At 50.9% G+C, this 18,039-nt stretch carries 12 protein-coding genes, 1 tRNA gene and 1 pseudogene; 5 read left to right on the plus strand and 9 right to left on the minus strand.

All coding sequences use genetic code 11. The annotated features are described in order from the left end of the window. Positions 1 to 81: 81 nt before the first annotated feature. The 3 genes and pseudogenes from H6F91_RS15960 to H6F91_RS15965 form a co-directional block, all read right to left on the minus strand. Positions 82 to 1,245 (minus strand): FAD-containing oxidoreductase, encoded by a 1,164-nt coding sequence (locus H6F91_RS15960; protein ID WP_242035821.1) that lies wholly within the window; start codon positions 1,243 to 1,245, stop codon positions 82 to 84. Beyond that, positions 1,242 to 1,499: pseudogene (locus H6F91_RS28575) on the minus strand (DUF4126 domain-containing protein); the annotation flags it as partial. The pseudogene H6F91_RS28575 and the gene H6F91_RS15960, both read right to left, overlap by 4 nt. Beyond that, a tRNA-Gly gene (locus H6F91_RS15965) sits at positions 1,492 to 1,563 on the minus strand. The gene H6F91_RS15965 and the pseudogene H6F91_RS28575, both read right to left, overlap by 8 nt. A gap of 269 nt (positions 1,564 to 1,832) precedes the next feature. Between H6F91_RS15965 and H6F91_RS15970 the strand changes: the two genes are divergently transcribed. The 4 genes from H6F91_RS15970 (at position 1,833) to murI (ending at position 7,902) form a co-directional block, all read left to right on the plus strand. After that, complete coding sequence (locus H6F91_RS15970) at positions 1,833 to 2,294, plus strand: VOC family protein (protein WP_190771801.1); 462 nt, start codon at positions 1,833 to 1,835, stop codon at positions 2,292 to 2,294. Positions 2,295 to 2,650: 356 nt separating this feature from the next. Beyond that, a complete protein-coding gene (locus H6F91_RS15975; protein ID WP_190773430.1) occupies positions 2,651 to 4,087 on the plus strand; it encodes a cation:proton antiporter in 1,437 nt (478 codons plus the stop codon). A 1,040-nt stretch (positions 4,088 to 5,127) separates the two neighbouring features. Further along, on the plus strand, positions 5,128 to 6,948 hold the full coding sequence (locus tag H6F91_RS15980) for an N-acetylmuramoyl-L-alanine amidase (RefSeq protein ID WP_190773429.1): 1,821 nt from the start codon (positions 5,128 to 5,130) through the stop codon (positions 6,946 to 6,948). A 57-nt stretch (positions 6,949 to 7,005) separates the two neighbouring features. Continuing rightward, the gene (murI, locus tag H6F91_RS15985; RefSeq protein WP_190773431.1) at positions 7,006 to 7,902 is read left to right on the plus strand and encodes a glutamate racemase; all 897 of its coding nucleotides are present in this window, start codon (positions 7,006 to 7,008) and stop codon (positions 7,900 to 7,902) included. A gap of 219 nt (positions 7,903 to 8,121) precedes the next feature. Here murI and H6F91_RS15990 read toward each other — a convergent pair whose 3' ends face one another. The 5 genes from H6F91_RS15990 to H6F91_RS16010 form a co-directional block, all read right to left on the minus strand. Next, positions 8,122 to 10,194, minus strand: a complete 2,073-nt coding sequence (locus H6F91_RS15990; protein WP_190773428.1) for a cation:proton antiporter — start codon at positions 10,192 to 10,194, stop codon at positions 8,122 to 8,124. Positions 10,195 to 10,736: 542 nt separating this feature from the next. Further along, positions 10,737 to 12,017 carry an SPFH domain-containing protein gene (locus H6F91_RS15995; RefSeq protein ID WP_190773427.1) on the minus strand — a complete coding sequence of 427 codons (1,281 nt, stop codon included), beginning with the start codon at positions 12,015 to 12,017 and terminating at the stop codon, positions 10,737 to 10,739. A 102-nt stretch (positions 12,018 to 12,119) separates the two neighbouring features. Continuing rightward, positions 12,120 to 13,433 carry an SPFH domain-containing protein gene (locus H6F91_RS16000; RefSeq protein WP_206754945.1) on the minus strand — a complete coding sequence of 438 codons (1,314 nt, stop codon included), beginning with the start codon at positions 13,431 to 13,433 and terminating at the stop codon, positions 12,120 to 12,122. Between the two features lie 164 nt (positions 13,434 to 13,597). Beyond that, the gene (locus tag H6F91_RS16005; protein WP_199307867.1) at positions 13,598 to 14,179 is read right to left on the minus strand and encodes an NfeD family protein; all 582 of its coding nucleotides are present in this window, start codon (positions 14,177 to 14,179) and stop codon (positions 13,598 to 13,600) included. 375 nt (positions 14,180 to 14,554) lie between these two features. Then, a complete protein-coding gene (locus H6F91_RS16010) occupies positions 14,555 to 15,100 on the minus strand; it encodes a tetratricopeptide repeat protein (protein ID WP_190773424.1) in 546 nt (181 codons plus the stop codon). A 576-nt stretch (positions 15,101 to 15,676) separates the two neighbouring features. On the opposite strand from H6F91_RS16010, the gene H6F91_RS16015 reads away from it, so the two are divergent. Continuing rightward, positions 15,677 to 17,254 (plus strand): B12-binding domain-containing radical SAM protein, encoded by a 1,578-nt coding sequence (locus H6F91_RS16015; protein WP_190773423.1) that lies wholly within the window; start codon positions 15,677 to 15,679, stop codon positions 17,252 to 17,254. Positions 17,255 to 17,317: 63 nt separating this feature from the next. On the opposite strand, the gene H6F91_RS16020 is transcribed toward H6F91_RS16015, so the two are convergent. Then, on the minus strand, positions 17,318 to 17,662 hold the full coding sequence (locus H6F91_RS16020; protein WP_190773422.1) for a DMT family protein: 345 nt from the start codon (positions 17,660 to 17,662) through the stop codon (positions 17,318 to 17,320). Positions 17,663 to 18,039 lie beyond the last annotated feature (377 nt).

Below are 18,039 nucleotides of genomic sequence, written 5' to 3' on the forward strand. Positions count from 1 at the left end.
CAAGTAGCTTTGCTTACCATTGCGATGCCCATTTTTAACAATTCTGTCGCTGGTGCAATGAGGACAATTCATAAAGCATTTTCAACTCTGCATCATTCTCATTATGCAACGCCTCATTGGTCTTGTACCGATGAGCAGAGGGCGACCCGATGCACGTGCCTGTGCTTCGGTCAACCCCACACGTCCCAGCGGTGGGTCAATATAGAGGGCATAGGCAGAGATGCGATCGCTCACTTTTTTGGCCGCACCATCCAGTAGGTTGGCCGCGACGATCTCAAAATCGTTGTAAGACGTATGGGTAAATGCGCCTCGACCGTTGCAATCGCCCAAGGCCCAAATGCCAGGTACATTGGTGCGGAGCTGATCATCGACTGTGATATAGCCGTGGGCATCTGTGGCAACGCCAGCGCGATCGAGGCCCAGATCGTTGGTGTTAGGCTGCCGTCCAACCGCCAGTAGCACATGGCTGCCAATTACCTCCGGTGCTCCCTCAATGCAGTCAACACGCACCGTGACTCCGTCTGGATGGGGGGTAAAAGCAATACACTCTGCACTCGTGCGAATATGCACGCCCTCGGCTTCGAGGATTTGCCGAACCGCGACAGATACATCTTCATCCTCGCGGGCAATCAGGCATGGGCCTTTCTCAACCACAGTTACAGTGGCCCCAAAGCGGCGGAAAATCTGGGCAAACTCTAGCCCGATATAACTCCCTCCCACCACCACCAAGTGCTCTGGAAGGCAATCCATCGCCAGGATAGACGTGTTGGTCAGATAACTGATCTCCCGCATACCGGGCATCTCAGGTACCCGCGCACGACCTCCCACATTGATAAAAATTTGCGGTGCCGTGAGGAGATTGTTCCCGACTCGCAGCGTATTCACGTCCTCAAAGCGAGCCTGCCCCTGGAACACGCTCAAGCGGTCCATGCTACGCAGCCAAGTCTCAACACTATTTCGAGAGTTTGCCACAACGGCATCGGCGCGCGCCTTAACCTGCTTCATATCAACGCCGATCTCACCCGGAATTATCACGCCATAGCCAGCGGCGCGGCGGGCTAAGTGAGCCGCATAGGCGCTAGCGACCAGTGTTTTCGTCGGTGTGCAGCCCGTATTGACACAGGTACCACCAAACAGATGTCTCTCAATCAGCGCCACAGTCATGCCTGCTGCGGTCAACCGCCCGGCCAGCGGTGGCCCAGCCTGCCCGGCTCCAATGATCAGTACGTCAAAAGACTGGCTCATTGCAGTAGCCCCACAACTAAAATCGCCCCACCGATGGCAATGGCGTCTTCGATCAACGCAGCGGGCAGATCACGACCAAAGGCCTTGCCCAGCCGCGATCGCACTGCCGCTCCGCCCAATGTACCCACCACTGCGCCGACAACACCGGCTACCAGACCACCTAAAAGACTGCTACCTCCGCCCCCTACTGCGGCTCCCGAGAGCGCCCCACTGACAATGCGAGCTCCAAATTGTACAGTACAAGGAAGCGGACGATGGGACTCGAACCCACGACGTTCAGCTTGGGAAGCTGACATTCTACCACTGAATTACGTCCGCGTAGTACATCTGCTCAGGCAAAACCGCCTTTGCGGAAGTGATTCTCATATTAGCATCAGAAAACACCTTTTAGCCCATCTCTCTCCAACGTTTTGACGGGTTGTGGGATGAACCGCAGGTTTACTCCATAACACGCCTCTATCAACTCACTCTGACGTTTTGATGGGTTGTGACGTAGTCCACAGGTTTACCCCACAACCCACCTCCTATCAAGCCACGCTTGTTAAGATCCGAGTAATATACTGGTCGATCGCGCGAGGGATTCTTTCATGACCGTTAGCCTTTCTCCCCAAGCTCAGGGTATTGCGCCAGGGACGCTGCGGCGCATTCATCACATTGCCCTGAACGTGCAGGATATGCAAACCTCCCGGCACTTCTATGGAACCGTGTTGGGCTTGCATGAGCTGGAAGGGGAGGAGGTGCCTTCTACCCTGAAGGAGCTCGTCGCTGCGGGAAAGGTCGCTAACTTCATAACGCCGGATGGCGTCATTCTGGATTTATTCTACGAACCTGCATTGTCGCCTCCCCACCCTGACCCGACCCAGCAGTTTACCCGGGCGAACCATCTGGCTTTTGATATTGCCCCTGAGCTGTTCGATCAGGCTGTCGAAGCCTTGCACCACCATCAGGTACAGATTGACCATGGTCCCGTTTCTCGCCCTACAGGGCGGGGGATATATTTTTACGATCCTGACGGTTTTTTAATTGAGATTCGGTGCGATCGCTCCTAAATCACAATACACAGGCCAGAATTTCAATTTGCCTCGTTGCTAAATAGAGCTATGAGGATGTGGAATTGTAGTTCCACATCCTCATAGCTCTATTTAGCAACACCTAAGGAGGTTTCTGCATAAGAATTTACCCAGAATGTTGGTGCTTTGCCCGCTTCGCGGGCAAAGCACCAACATTCTGGGGGTAATTTCATTACTGGAAATCTCCTAATTTGTTGTCTCTTTGAACGGTGAATTAAGGTTCTGGCTTATTTGACAAGTTGTGACGCGATCAAAACTCGGACCGATCTGTGCCGTTCGATATGCTGAGAAGGGAGAGAAACCGCTAAGCTATTACGGACGAGTTTTGCGATCGCATGTCAGCTCTGGGCCTATTCTCTGATTTACTGGGATCCAATCATCTCCGTTTACCGCTATCGAGTTGGTTACTGGCTAATACCCCTGAGGCTGCTGAAACTGGGCCTCTCGTTCTGTGCGGTGTGCTGCTGAGCTTGGTAGTTGTTTACCTGGCCGCCAAGGTTGGGGGAGAACTCTGTGCCCGTATTAACCTGCCCTCTGTTTTAGGGGAACTGGTCGGCGGGGTCGTGGTTGGCGTCTCAGCCCTGCAACTCCTCTCCTTTCCAGAGAGTGGAGGTGGGGAAACAGGTTCCCTCATCATTCGCTTCCTGGAAGCTACCGGTGGGCTATCGCTGGATGCAGCTCCTACGGTATTTCAAGCAGAGTCGGAGGTGCTGAACATTCTGGCAGAACTAGGAGTCATTATTCTCCTGTTCGAGATCGGGTTGGAATCCGATCTGAAAGAATTAATTCGCGTGGGGCCTCAGGCCGCTGTCGTTGCCGTGGTGGGGGTTGTCATGCCCTTTGCCTTGGGGACCATTGGCCTGACCGCTTTATTTCATGTGCCGACCATTCCGGCGGTGTTTGCTGGGGCAGCCCTGACGGCCACGAGCATTGGTATTACGGCTAAGGTGCTTTCCGAGCTGCAACAACTCAGTTCCCGCGAAGGTCAAATCATTATTGGGGCGGCTGTCCTCGATGATGTGCTCGGCATTATTGTGCTAGCCGTCGTTGCTAGCCTGGCTAAGACGGGTGAAATTGAAATCATTCGGGTCGTTTATCTGATTGTGGGAGCTGGAGTTTTCCTGATTGGCTCCATCTTGCTGGGTCGTCTGCTGAGCCCCTACTTTGTAGCTCTGGTTGACCAACTCAAGACTCGCGGTCAGGTGCTTATTGCTTCGCTGATTTTCACCTTCATCCTGTCGTATATTGGGGCCGTCATTCAGCTGGAGGCCATTCTGGGAGCCTTCGCAGCGGGCCTTATTTTGGCAGAAACGACCAAGCGCGAGGAGCTGGAGGAGCAAATCATTCCCATTGCCGATATGCTGGTGCCAATTTTCTTTGTGACAGTGGGTGCCCGAACGGATGTGAGTGTATTGAATCCGTTTGAGCCGAGCAATCGCGAAGGGCTGATTGTGGCAGCGTTTCTGGTGGTCGTGGCCATCATCGGTAAACTGGTGACCGGATTTGTGGTGTTTGGCCAGGAGAAGATCAACCGGCTGGCGATCGGGGTAGGGATGATACCACGAGGTGAGGTTGGTCTGGTATTTGTCGGGGTCGGTTCTGCCACTGGTATCCTGTCCAAGTCCCTGGAAGCTGGCATTATTGTGATGGTAATCCTGACCACCTTCCTGGCTCCGGCCTTACTTCGGGTTGTTTTCCAATTAACTGGTAAAGAAGACACCCCAGACGCCGATCAGGCTGCCTTAGAAGAAGTCGCTCAGGAAAAAAGCTGAGGAATACACACTGCAATGGCAACTCACAACTGAAGCTATTGTGTGTGGTGGGAAGGTATCTATCTATTCGGTTCCGGATAGGCGAGATGCCTTCCTAAGTAAGAATTTGTAGTGTGATAGCGCTATATGTTCAGAACCAGGACGTTTAGTTTTTGGAAAAACTAAACGTCCTAACCAGATGACGTAAGGCTATATATGGCGTGCGGTGGTTTTATGTCTCATAGAACATAGATGAAACATAAGCTTGTTGTCATCTTGCAAGCTAAAGCCCTTTTGGCATGTCACAGGACTTACCAACTAGCGAGTAGAACTTTACTACATCTGCCATTTCATACAGCAATTCTCATTTTGAAATCAGGCCCGAAGACCGCGCGCCAAAGGCGCGCGGTCTTCGGGCCTCAAAGCCAAGAGTTCACGCCCTACGGGCGTGAACTCTTGGCTTTGAGGCCCATACTGAGAATTGCTGCATTTCATACTCTATACTTGACAAATTTGTTTAAGGCTTGTGCAGGTTTGAGGCCGAGAACCCATTTGAGGAAGGTGGGGTGTACGCACCCAGCCTCTTGCCAAATGGGTTCTCGGATAGGCTTTAAAGGAGCTTCAGCTTGCAAAAATCGAAAGTCCGTCCATTTGAGATAAGAGGAATTCCTCGCAGTAGCCCTCTCTTAGAGAAATAAACACTTATCCCTTGTCAATGCCACGATTTTGCAATGACCAAAATTTACCGACGGAATCGTTGAAGACTGCTATATACTGCGTGGAGGTTTGGTAATTAAGAGAACTCAGGGGGGCTGAAACTTCTAAGTTTGTCTCTACGTCCAAAAGGCTGTAGAGAAAAATTCCTGGAATGTCTTTTTTCGGGAGTGACTCATGTTTTATTATTCGCTCAACAATTCCTTCTTGCATCTAGATAAAAGTTGGTATCAAGATTTCAATCTCGAAATTTGTACCGATTTTGGGAAAGGCTGTACGAACAATATGAATGACCGTAACGTGAGTCTACCCAACGACTTCCGAATCGACTTTGGATGAGGTTTGTTGTGAATTTTAAGTGGATTGTGCCCAGTGTTGTGGGCGTTGTAGGTTCCCTGTTAGTTTCAACGAGTGCAGCCTACGCCGGGACGTTGCAGAACTGGCGATTTGATTCCAACCAGAATCGGCTCGTACTCGTGACCGATGAGGGCGTCCAGCCCAGAGCTCAATTAATCGCAGACCCAACCCGATTAGTCATTGACCTGCCTGGTATTCAACTCGGGCAATCGACCCTGAGGCAATCTGTTAGTGGTGCCGTTCGAGAAGTACGAGTGGGGCAGTTTGATGCCAGTACCACTCGGATCGTCGTTGAACTGAGCCCTGGTTACACCCTCAATCCCGAGCAAATTGTGATTCGGGGGGCGACCCCTACAGAGTGGTCAATTCAGTTACCGACACCTCAACTGAGCCAAAACCCAACGCAGCCTCCCAGTAACCCTCGTCCCTCCCCGACACCTTCTGAAAACACGCCACCGGGAAGCTCAGGGGTGGCTCAGATCCAGGATATTCAGACGGTGACAGATGGGTTCTTTATTCGCACCACGGGGGGCACCCCTCGAGTCAGTCTGGATCGGAACCGCGATCGCGACGAACTGCGTATTGACCTGCGAGATGCCCGCCTGGCCTCAAATTTAGATGATCGCACCCTGCAGGTTAATAGCAGCGGCGTCGAGAGCATTGAACTGAATCAACGACGGCGCGATCGCGCGCGTATTACCCTCAACTTAGAGGATGAGGATATCAACTGGGTTGCCAGTGTTGCACCCAATGGCATTACACTGATTCGGAACCGATTGTCGGGCGATCGCGTTGTCACTAGCCGTACTCCTGTCGCGACAACACCCCCATCGACCCAACCTCCGACTCAACCCTCGCCGCCTACTCGTCCACCCACCCAGCCTCCGACCCAAACCCAAGTTACCCAGGTTGAATCGGTAGAGTTGGATCGTAGCGGTCAACGGTTGTTGATTCGCACCAATCAACCGTTTAGGTATCGGACGGAGCGCGATCGCTCCACTGGAGCCTTCAACATCATCATTCCGTCGGCTCGTCTGGCCGACAGCATCCCCGATCCGCAGTTAGACCGGAATAGCCCTCTGCGTCGGGTGCGCCTACGGCAGGAGACCGACCAATCGGTTGTGATTCAGGTTGAACCGGCTGCTAATGTCCAGATTGGTGAAGCTAATCTGGTGTCTCAACAGTTGCTCGCCCTGGAGTTGCAGCGCCAAAACACGCCCAGTCGTCCGAATCCTCCTTCTGCCGGAGGTTTGCCGGAAGTCCGTAGCGGCCTGACGGTGGTACTTGATCCGGGGCATGGGGGGTATGACCCTGGTGCTGTGGGAAGGGGTGGCCTCGAAGAAGAAGACGTCGTGCTGGATGTGGGGCTGAAAGTGGCTCAAATATTAGAACAGCAAGGTGTACGGGTTGTGATGACCCGGCAGGGAGATACAGACATTGACCTGGAACCCCGTGTACAAATTGCTGAAAATTCTAATGCCAACATCTTTGTCAGCATCCATGCTAACTCCATCAGCCTGTCTCGCCCTGAAGTGAATGGCATCGAAACCTTCTATGCTTCCCCCGAAGGAGCGCGGCTGGGACGAGTTATCCATGACAGCATGATTCAGTTCTCAGGGTTTAATGACCGGGGGCTGAAATCTGCTCGGTTCTACGTGATCCGCAACACGTCGATGCCAGCAGTGTTGTTAGAAATCGGTTTTGTGACTGGGGCACATGATGCACCTCTTTTGGCAGATTCAGACTGGCGATCGCAAATGTCGGTAGCCATTGCACGAGGAATCCTGCAATATTTATCACAAAACTACTAATCCTAGTGTGGTGTGCCCGTGATTGATCGCCCGAACCCGAACTCGTATCGTCCTAACCTGTCCAGCGTCTCTGCTTCGCCCTATTCTGCTCTCTCTCCCCGCCCTGACGCCACCCACGCCCCGATTGGGCTATTTGACAGTGGCGTCGGCGGTCTGACCGTGCTGCGTGAGGTCTACCGTCAGTTACCTCACGAGTCTACGGTGTATTTTGGAGACACCGCCCGGGTGCCTTATGGCACCCGTAGCGAAGCCGAAATTCTGCAATTTGTGAGGGAAATTCTGACCTGGATGCAGAGTCAGGGCGTCAAAATGGTCATTATGGCCTGTAATACCAGTTCAGCCCTGGTGCTGGAGGCGGTACAGCCCGAGTTTCCCATGCCGGTGTTGGGGGTAATTTTGCCGGGAGCTCAAGCCGCTGTGCAGACCGGAAAGCGCATTGGCGTCATTGCAACTCCTGCTACTGCGGCCAGCAATGCCTACTGTCGCGCCATCGAAGAAATTGATTCAACGGCTCAGGTATGGCAGGTAGGATGCCCTGAATTTGTTCCATTGATTGAGCAGAATCGCATCCACGACCCTTACACAGAACAAGTGGCCCGGCGCTACCTTGCTCCTCTCCTGGAGCAGGGCATTGATACGCTAATCTACGGTTGCACCCACTATCCCCATCTGGCCCCTGTGTTGAAAAAGATTCTGCCACCCACAGTGCGTCTGGTAGATCCAGCAGTTTCGGTGGTGAAGGCCGCAGAGCGCGAGTTAGATGCTCTGGGACTGCGCAGGAATACATCCGGCGAGGGGAAGGCGATCCCCTCCTTGACCCAACAAAGCCGCTTCTATGTGAGCGGCCAACCCACTACGTTTGCCCAGATTTCAGAACAATGGCTTGGGCAAGTTCCTGTGGTTGAGCAAGTGAGTGTTGCTGGTTTAGCATTAGAGATTCCAGAGCCCCTCTAAATGTTACGTTTAGGCCATTTCGTCAGTATGGAAAAAAACGAGAACCCTGGTGTTTTCAGAAATACCAGGGTTCTAATATTTAATAGACTTCCTGTGCGAATTGTTGAACGGCCAGGTTGTTCATTGATTCACATAGGGTTATTTTTTCGTGCGCTTTGTGCACGAAAAAATAACCCTTTCAATCAGCTTTAAAGCGCGCTCAGTGAGAACACGCTTCTTTTACCAAAGGGGTGTAGCAGACGCTCCGTGTGTTTCTCCTACAAGGATGATTGAACACTTGATCCGTTGCAGCAACGGTGTCGTTTCATCACTCATTGCAAGGCCATCAGCTCCAACACGGCGACGGTGCGATCGCAGCACCACCAAATCATGGGTACTTGCTTCGCGAAGAATGCCTGTGGAGATGCGATCAGAATCCTCCACTTTAATTTCTACCTCTGCATCATTAGGAAAGTATTGGGAACGCAAGGTAGCAAGTTGTTCTCGTACCCAGTTCTTACGGGTGGGGGAGAAGGAGCGATCGTGAATGTGCAGTAGCGTTACCTTTGCCCCAGTTTCAGAGGCAATAATTTGGGCAATACGAACCGGTCTCAAAATGGACGTATTAAAGTCTTCAACGGGAACAAGAACCCGTTGCATGGCAAAGGGAGATTCCAGCAAGCGGATAATCGCAACACGACAGTGCGCTGCCCACAGAACCTTGTCGGTAATGTTGCCAAAAAGGCGAGAGCGAATGCCAATATATTCGCTCATCCCCAACACAATGACACTGGCATCCTGTTCACGCGCTGCCTCACAAATACCCGCAGCAATATCAGAGGTAATGCGCAGTACTGGCTCCGTCTCAATTCCCAACTCGCGGCTCGCTTCGTTGGCTTCTGCCAGCAGTTTCTTACTGCGTTCGATCGACTGATCCAATAAAGGAGAATCCATTCGGGATTGAGATAAGGCAATGGATAAGGGAACAATGCGTCCCCCTTCGTGGCGGGCTAGTAAGGTCGCAATTTCTAAAAGAAACCGTTCGTTTTTGGGGTTGTTAACGGGGACAACCGCTGTATAAGTTTCGGGAGATAAGGTGTGTTCTAGAGCAGAGGAAGGGGCCGTAGGAGGAGTGAAGCGATTGCTGCTCTCCACCAACTGTGGAGCCGAACGCGATGTAATCAGTGGCCCTAGAATTGATGTGATCAACATCATCAAGACAACGCTGTTGAACACGGTTTCCTTGATAATTTCGTGCTCATAACCGACTTGAGCCGCCGCCAAAGTTGCGGCTACCTGGGGCATAGAGAGGGACCACATTGTTAGGGTTTGATGCCAGTTGTAGTGATACAACGGTTTAACAGCAAAGGCCGCTATAAACTTGCTGACAATCAACCCTAATACAATGGTGAGTGAAAGGCCGATGGAACTGAGGCTTTCAAAGAATGCTCCTACATCGAGTAACAATCCCATCCCCACAAAGAACATAGGGATAAAGAGCACAGAACCAATAAACTCGACCTTTTCTTTGACGGGGCTATCTCCCAAAACCCCATTCACCGATAGACCTGCTAAGAAGGCCCCGACAATTGGCTCAACTCCAATAAGCTGAGCGCATACCGAAGCTAGAAAGACAGCCAGCAGAACAAATAGAAATTGATTTCCCTGGTCATCTCTGGACTTGCGGAAGAATTGTTTGCCCAGGCGATCGAGACCAAAAACCGTTGCCACGGTATAGACGGCCAGGGAACCTAATAAAAAGAGCAATCGGGTCAGGGTAAAGTCTCCTTTACTAATTCCGACACAAATTGCCAGAACTAGTAGAGCCGATATATCTGTAAAGATTGTGGCTCCAATGGTTACCGTAACGGCTTCGTTATTCACTACCCCTAGGCGTCGCACAATCGGGTATGCCAATAGGGTATGGGACGCTAGCAAAGACCCAATTAAGATGGAGGCTAACCAACCAGAATTGAATGCCAAACCAATTAGCGTTCCCGCGATGAATGGAAAGATGAAGGTGGAAAAGCCAAAGCCCAAAGAACGGTTTTTAGTGCGTTGAAATTGCGATAAATCAATTTCTAAACCCGCCACAAACATCAGGTAAATCTTCCCAATGTCTGAGAGCAACCCCATCGTTTCGGACTCTTTGCTGAGCAGGTTAAAGCCACTTGAACCCAAAACAACCCCGGCCAGCAGAAGACCTACCAGCCCCGGAAGTCGCATGCGTTCGAAGATGGGAGGCAATATTAAAATAACGGCCAGTAGCAAAACAAAGGTGACGATTGGCTCTTGAAATGAGAGCGTTTCCATAGAAGTTAATCAGCCCAGGAGTGAAGGATAAACTCTGCCTAATAAGCAACAGTCGTAATTTGTGACCAGTGAAATAAAACTACTCAGATAAAAATAGCGACATTCATCATAGTTCTGGAGATAACTTCAATAAACCAATCCAAGGGTAGATTTCCTGGCATGGAGGGCGATCGCTCAACCCTTTCTAAAATCAAATCCCGAAAGTCCTATTTTTTGTGCGCAAAACGTACGAAAAATAGGACTTCCGGGCTCTGGTGCAAGACCTGAAAATACCAACTCAATTGAATATAAAATTCCAAAAGCTGTGCTATCCACTTTGTAAGCAGCCTAGCTTTTTGGGATTTTATATTCAATTACGCCCACTTAAGTTACAAATTAATTTCATTTCTCTTGCATCTTTCTGAAAAATTACTCTACTTTTGCCTTCAAAGGCTTAAGTGGAAGAGGCGTAGCGCATAGCGCTACGCCTCTTCCACTTAAAGAGTGTCTGCCGATGAAAATTCTTGTGGGACCCAATACAAGCTTGCTCCCACCCTCGCAATTTAACTTTCCTTGCCGTCTGTCAGTCCCGGCAGGTCAAGGGTATTAAGCGATCGCCCCTCTGTCAAATTCTGCACTGCCGTACTCAAGTCAATGCCGGTCGTTTGACGGAGTTGTTCAACAAATGACGCAATTTTGGTCGCTGAGGTGCCATTTTTGCCATCCACAACCGTGACATTTTCCACATGCACTTCAGGAATGGCATCCGTGAGAATTTGCAGCAGGGGTTCCAATCGCTGTAGCAAGAAAATATCACGGGCATTGTCTCCAGCGGATTTCCAGGATTCGGCCAGACGCAAGCTACCTTCGACACGGGCCTTACCATCCTCAATGATACGAGCGGCTTCCCCCTGGGCACGGGCGATAGCCTGCTTACAATCTGCCTCTGCCGGGGCGATGACATCTGCCTGAAGCTGTTGCTCCACCTGCTTGATCCGCTCCTGCTGCACGGGCACTTCTGCTTGAATACGGGCCAGTTCGGCTGCGATTTCGGCTTCAGCCTCGGCAATTACTGCGTCACGCTTGGTGAGCGCATCCGTGATGCGGCGTTCGGCCTCGGCGCGGGCAATCCCCATGTCACGTTCCAGTTGGCTTAGAGACGTGATCTTCTGGTTTTCAGCCGTTTGAATTGCGGATTCCGCCTTAGCAGTTGCTTCCGCAATGCGGGCATCTCGTTGTAGATCGGCCTGTTGTTTGCGCCCAATGGAATTCAAATAGCGTACATCATCAGAAATGTTCTGAATTTTCAGGGTGTCCAGTACCAGACCCAGCTTCACCAGATCATCCTCAGCCTCATCCAGTAAGCTGCGGGCAAAGGCCATCTTGTCTTCGTTCACCTGCTCGGGTGTCAGGCTAGCCAGTACTCCCCGCAAGTTGCCCTCTAGAGTTTCCTTCGCCATCTGTTCAATTTCCTGGCGGGTCTTGCCCAATAGCCGCTCGATGGCGTTATGAATGGCGGGCTCCTCCCCGGCAATTTTGATGTTGGCAACCCCCTCCACTGTCAGAGGAATGCCCCCCTTACAGTAAGCATTGGAAACTTTCAGGTCGATGATCATGTTGCTCAAATCCATCTTCAGCGCCCGTTCCAGGAGGGGAATCCGAACGCTACTGCCCCCCTTTACCAGGCGATAACCGACACGCCGATCATCGGAAAGGCGGCGAGTTGGGCCTGCAAAAATTAGCACCTCGTTAGGCTGACAGATGTAATACAAATTGCGGATGACCAGGGCACCGGCTCCTGTGCCAGCACCGAGGATCATCAGCAGGGCAAAAATTGCCTCCATGAGGGTCTCCTTGAAGTGGAAATATTGTTTAGAAAATGATTGAGGGATTGATTTTGGGCGGCAGAAGCACGTCCTCAATCAACCATTGAAAATGCAGAGCCATTAGGATTTGGTGCGGATGGCGCTCACTTCCACAGCTTCTGAGGATTTGCCATTGCCGTTACCGTTGTAGCGATCGCGCTGCAAGTTCAAACTCACATTAATACCAAGGGTTTTCTCTACCTGGTCAAGGAAGCGCTGCACCATCTCTGGGTAGCCATTGATCAGACTGGCTAGCGCTCGGCCATCGCCACTATCAATTACATTCACGTGTTGCATGTGCAGTCGGTTGGGCACTTTCGCGGCTTCCTTCAACACCATTTCGATTTGCTGAATCAGGAATAACTCCGACGCGTCCACACCCGTCCTGTGCCATACATCTGACAGCATTTCGTTCACCAGCGCAGCCGCCTTAGCATTTTCCGCCAGAGCCGCAGCAGAGCCTTTTGCCTCAAAGGTTTTAGCTTCCCGCTCTGCCTCAGCAGGTAAGACCTGATCGGCTTCCAATCGCAACCGTTCTAACTCAGCCCGGACAGTTTGCAGCTTTTGCTCCGCCCGAGCACGCGCTTCCTTGGCAGCCGCAACGGTGCGCTCCTCCTCGGATTTGGCCTGTTGCTCCAGTTCAGCTTTAATCTTGCGCAGCTCATTGGCTCGCTGTTGCGTCACTGCCAATGCCTGAGATTTGGCAACTTCTGCTTGCTGCATACACTCCGCTTCCTTACGGTCGGCCTGACTCATGGCCTCTGCCTCAGCAATTTCAGCATCTCGAATAATTTGTGAAATCCGTTTGCGCCCGATAGAACGCAGATAATCTACATCATCGGCCACACTTTGGATTTTTAAGGTATCCAATTGCAAGCCCAGCTTGGTTAAATCGCGGGCCACGTCTTCGGCAATCTGCTCGGCAAATTGCAACCGATCTTCATTTACCTGCTCCGGGGTGAGGGTTGCCACGATACCCCGCAAGTTTCCTTCCAACGTTTCCCGCGCTACACGGATGATCTCAGAGCGATCGCGCTCCAAAAAACGCTCAATAGCATTACCCACAACGGCTGGATCACCGGAAACTTTGACATTGGCGATCGCTTGAATCTGCAACGGAATGCCCCCCTTCGAGTAAGCATTCCGCACCTCCACAGGTACGGGCATCGTCGTCAAATCCATCTTGCGCACCGTCTCCAGAATGGGAATGGCTATTACACGCCCTCCAAAGATGACGCGATAGCCTACCTCTTCCCCACTTTCCGTGCGATGTTTGCGGCCTGACAGAATGAGAATTTCGTTGGGGTTGCAGATTTTCATGAAGTTCTGGATGAACCAGGCCAGGAAAAACGCACCCAGCACCGTCAAAGCCAGGGGACCAACCGGCAGCGACATCTGCTGCGCCTGAATGGGCGTGACGTCACTCAGGCCTTCCACCTGGGAAGACGGGGTATTCGATGAAGCCAGGGTATAAGATTGAAAATTCATAAGTTATAGAGTTGGGAAATGATGCGTCAGGGATTGCAAAATCTAGAGGTATCAAACAGCGCGGCTCAACATTACGCGCTTAGATCCGGTGCGGATGACTCTGCTGGAATCACCCAGAGGCGATTGTTTTCAGTGCCAATCACCAGGATGCGATCGCCCCGTTCCAGTGGCTGCTGGTCGTTGGTATAAGCGATATAGTCCACCACACTTCCTTTGACCCGTACTCGCACTTTGCCCCGGGTACTGGCATCAAACGGCACTTCCACCGTGCCTTCAAGCCCTGCCAAATCAGCGGTTTCTACCAGGCTGCTGGCATAGCGTTGTCGTAGGGCTCGCAGGGTCAACGCCATCATGGAGCCGCACAGTAACCCCATGAGTACAGCAACGATCGCGACTACCCCAGGGTTCAGCCCCAGGTTGGTCAACACCAAGCCGGTAAGGCCAAAGAAGCACAGGCCAAACGTCCAGAACTTAAAGCTGGTGAGCAGGCTCAGGGGTGAGCTACGCTGGGCTCGCGCAAACAGAGATGGAGAGGGGCGATCGCCTGGATCAGTGAATTCCAGGTCGCGATCGCTATCAGCATCTGTAGGAACCTCGAACTCAAAGTGCCCATCTGCCAGATCGGCCCCATCAAGGCCCCCCAGGATGGCCATGAGAACGAATGCGCCACCTAATACGAAAGAAATCCAATATAACATCCCTATTTGGGTTGAAATTCCTACCTAATCACTCCAATCTTAGTAGCGACTTTTACGGAAGCCTGGAATTGAAATGAGTGTTAACGCAAGATAAAGAAATAAAACTTCAGAGAAGGGGGTGCGAGCGTCACCCGCACCCCCTTCTCTGAAGTTTTATTTAGACAGCAAGTTTCTTACAGCGCTTTGCGCTTGGATCAGCCACAGTTGTTTTTGCGGGAGCAGTGCTCCGCGCGGCTCTCACAAAAACAACCAGATTTTAAATGCTTGAAAAGCGCTGTAACTCAGTCATGGTTGCCTCGGCCTCGAAAACGCCCCTAACCCAAACTGAGGTTAACGAAGCTCCTGGGATTGAAGCTGCTGCTGTAATTGTTGAGCTCTCCCAAAAGTGGGTGTAATGGCTAACGCTTGTTGAACTTCTGCCAGGGCTTCATCCATTTTACCCTGTCGGCTAAAAATGATTGCCAGGTTGTAGTGAGCAAGTGTGTAGTTGCTGGCGGGTGCCTCTACACGTTCAGGAAGCTCTAAAACTTGATGAAATACATTAACGGCATCATCCAGTTGATTGATTTGAATGTAGGCCAGCCCTAAGTTGATGTAAGCATCATCAAATGTTGGATCAACACGAGTGGCATTCTGATAAGACTGAATAGCCTGCTCAAACTGGCCATCTCTATGGAATAAAACCCCTTCTTCAAAATAAGATTCTGCCGATTCAAACTCAACCTGCGCCAGGTTCCACGGAACTTGAGAATTAGATTTATTCACCCATAACGTCGTTTGTAGTTGAATATCGGGTTGCGGGGTCGTTGGTTGTGCAACCCCTAACAAACAACCAACACTATAAACACCACTACATACCGCATTTGCTAAGAACATTTCACATCATCCCAAACGATAATTTATTAACTCAGTATTCTGAATGAATATAGCGTTCCTATTTGAGTTGTGAAATAGTTTGCGAGTAATAGAATGAGCAAAGCCCACTCTATTACTCACAAACTACAGCGCCTTGCGCTTGAGTCAGACACAGTTGTTTTTGTGAGAGCCGCGCGGAGCGCGGCTCTCACAAAAACAACCAGGTTTTAAGCGCTTGAAAAACGCTGTATGAAGGATTCCCACAGCTTTGAAGGCGTATGCAAAATTAAGGGTTTCAGCAAAAACATTTGAGATTTCTAGCGGACCAAATACAGTTGTAGACGGGGCAGAACTGCCAGGGTTCCCATAAAACTCTGCCAGCTCAAGAATCGAGTGCCTGAATTACGCGGCGCTACAGCAAAATCCTGTTCAGTTAAGGCTGTTATAATGCTCACTTGACAAGGCAATTTCAGATCAGTGATTGCTTGAAAAGTGATTTTAGGGTGCGCCGAGCTAAATCAACCGTCCTTAACCCTTCTCCAATACTCTCTTAAATTAGCAACGGTTAACCTCCGTCTATAGGGCAGAGCTAGGTCTATGCGCGTTTTGTTACTGTATCCTCTATTTCCTAAGTCCTTCTGGTCATTTGATAAAACCCTGGAACTAATCGGGCGGAAAGTATCTTTACCACCGTTGAGTTTGACGACCGTTGCCGCGATTCTGCCCCAATCCTGGGAATTTCGTCTGGTAGATCGCAATGTGAAGTATGAAACCGGAGCTGACTGGTCCTGGGCCGATCTGGTGATTATTTCCGGCATGATCGTGCAGAAAGAGGACATGGTGTTTCTGATTGAGTTGGCCAAGCGGAAGCGGAAACCCGTTGCCGTGGGTGGGCCTTACGTCACGTCCGTCCCCGAGGTGGCCCAGGAAGCAGGTGCCGACTTTCTAGTGTTGGATGAAGGAGAAATTACTTTGCCGCTCTTTGTCGAAGCCTTGGAGCGCGGCGAAACATCTGGCATTTTCCGATCCAATGGGGAAAAGCCCGACGTGACGACAACCCCTATCCCTCGCTTTGACCTGCTGGATCTGAATGCCTACAGTGACATGTCGGTTCAGTTTTCGCGCGGGTGCCCCTACCAGTGCGAATTCTGCGACATCATTGTGCTGTATGGCCGCAAGCCCCGCACGAAAACTCCAGCTCAATTGCTGGCAGAATTGCAAGCCTTGTATGACCTGGGTTGGCGGCGATCGGTCTTTGTGGTCGATGACAACTTCATCGGCAACAAGCGGAACGTCAAGCTATTGCTGCAAGAATTAATTCCCTGGATGGAGGAACGGGATTACCCCTTCACCTTTGTTACCGAGGCATCCGTTGATCTGGCACAAGATCAGGAATTACTGGATTTGATGGTGACAGCTAATTTCAATGCCGTTTTCCTGGGCATTGAAACTCCTGATACCGACAGTTTATCCCTGACGCAAAAGTTTCAAAATACCCGTAATCCATTAGTGGAAGCAGTTCAAACTATTAATCAGGCAGGTCTGCGGGTGATGGCCGGGTTCATCATTGGCTTTGACGGGGAAAAATCGGGAGCGGGCGATCGCATCATCGATTTTGTTGAAACCACTGCCATTCCCCAGGCTTTTTTCAGCATGCTGCAAGCGCTACCTAACACAGCTCTGTCGGAACGACTGCAAAAAGAAGGGCGATTGTTGAGTGACAAAGAAGAAGCCAACATTCACCAAACAACCTTGATCAACTTCGTTCCCACGCGACCTGTTGAAGAAATTGCTGAGGAATATGCCCGTTGCTTTTGGGAACTCTATGATCCCCATCGCTATCTGGCACGGGTCTACCGTCACTTTATCAACATGAAGGTGGAATCGCGTAAGAAAAAGGTGCCCCTGCCAGAGTTTGCAGATTTGCGGGCGATCGCCCTCATCTGCTGGCGACAGGGGCTCAAGCGCAACACTCGCTGGCAGTTCTGGCAGCAGCTATTCTCTATCCTGCGCCAAAACCCCAGTGCGTTTGAATACTACCTGACCAACTGTGCCCACCTGGAGCATTTTCTCGATTATCGACAAATTGTACTTCGGGAGATTGAGGCTCAATTGGCGAATTACGAGCCGATTGAACCAGAGGTAGAGGCTGTGGAAGTACCTGCCAGTCGTTAACGAATAAAAAAAGACGACCTGCTGCACATTGTGCAGCAGGTCGTCTTTTGGGATTTGTCATGATTATGATTGGGGCTTCTCGCTGAAGATCAAATAGGCTGCCCCAGCCAGCAACATTGCCGCAAAGAAATAATTGCGTGTGACTGGAACTTTCATGTAGCTGACGCTAAACCCGGCAAAGACAATCATCGTAATCACTTCTTGCATTACTTTGAGTTGCGGCAAGCTGAAGTATTGGTTACCCAATCGATTGGCAGGCACCTGGAAACAGTATTCGAAAAAGGCGATCGCCCAACTGCTGGCGATCGCAATCCACAGCGGCGCGCTCCTGAGATCCTTCAAATGCCCATACCAGGCAAATGTCATGAATACATTAGAGATAAACAGGAGGATAACGGGACGCAACATAGAATGCCTTTGGACGTTAGGTTAAGGGAATTGCAAGCCTAGATATAGCAGACCTGGCTTGGGTGTCAACTGAAGGTGAAAAACCAGATAAGGCTTTCAGGATGGAATGGCTATAACCACCTGTAGGAAGGGGTTTTGCCCCTATCCCAACCTCACAACTAAAAGGCTCATTCAAACCCGCTCTTACTATCGGCGGTGAATGGGGGCGATCGCCATCGATGGTAAGGACGGGTGCCAAAAATAAGTGATGTGCCTGGTTTACAGCAATGTTAGACAGGCCTGTGTATTAAGGAGATTTCTGAGAAACAATATCCCCATTATTTGGAAAAAAGGCGCGGCTTCGCCGCGCCTTTTTTCCAAATAATGGGGATATTGTT

It is taken from the genome of Leptolyngbya sp. FACHB-8 (genome assembly GCF_014695575.1).
Taxonomy (GTDB): domain Bacteria; phylum Cyanobacteriota; class Cyanobacteriia; order Elainellales; family Elainellaceae; genus Vacuolonema.

Bases quoted from the DNA above. Each gene is read 5' to 3' on its own strand.
- H6F91_RS15960 (WP_242035821.1), bottom strand. From the start codon at position 1,245: ATGAGCCAGTCTTTTGACGTACTGATCATTGGAGCCGGGCAGGCTGGG.
- H6F91_RS15970 (WP_190771801.1), top strand. From the start codon at position 1,833: ATGACCGTTAGCCTTTCTCCCCAAGCTCAGGGTATTGCGCCAGGGACG.
- H6F91_RS15975 (WP_190773430.1), top strand. From the start codon at position 2,651: ATGTCAGCTCTGGGCCTATTCTCTGATTTACTGGGATCCAATCATCTC.
- H6F91_RS15990 (WP_190773428.1), bottom strand. From the start codon at position 10,194: ATGGAAACGCTCTCATTTCAAGAGCCAATCGTCACCTTTGTTTTGCTA.
- H6F91_RS15995 (WP_190773427.1), bottom strand. From the start codon at position 12,017: ATGGAGGCAATTTTTGCCCTGCTGATGATCCTCGGTGCTGGCACAGGA.
- H6F91_RS16000 (WP_206754945.1), bottom strand. From the start codon at position 13,433: ATGTCGCTGCCGGTTGGTCCCCTGGCTTTGACGGTGCTGGGTGCGTTT.
- H6F91_RS16005 (WP_199307867.1), bottom strand. From the start codon at position 14,179: ATGGCCATCCTGGGGGGCCTTGATGGGGCCGATCTGGCAGATGGGCAC.
- H6F91_RS16010 (WP_190773424.1), bottom strand. From the start codon at position 15,100: ATGTTCTTAGCAAATGCGGTATGTAGTGGTGTTTATAGTGTTGGTTGT.
- H6F91_RS16015 (WP_190773423.1), top strand. From the start codon at position 15,677: ATGCGCGTTTTGTTACTGTATCCTCTATTTCCTAAGTCCTTCTGGTCA.
- H6F91_RS16020 (WP_190773422.1), bottom strand. From the start codon at position 17,662: ATGTTGCGTCCCGTTATCCTCCTGTTTATCTCTAATGTATTCATGACA.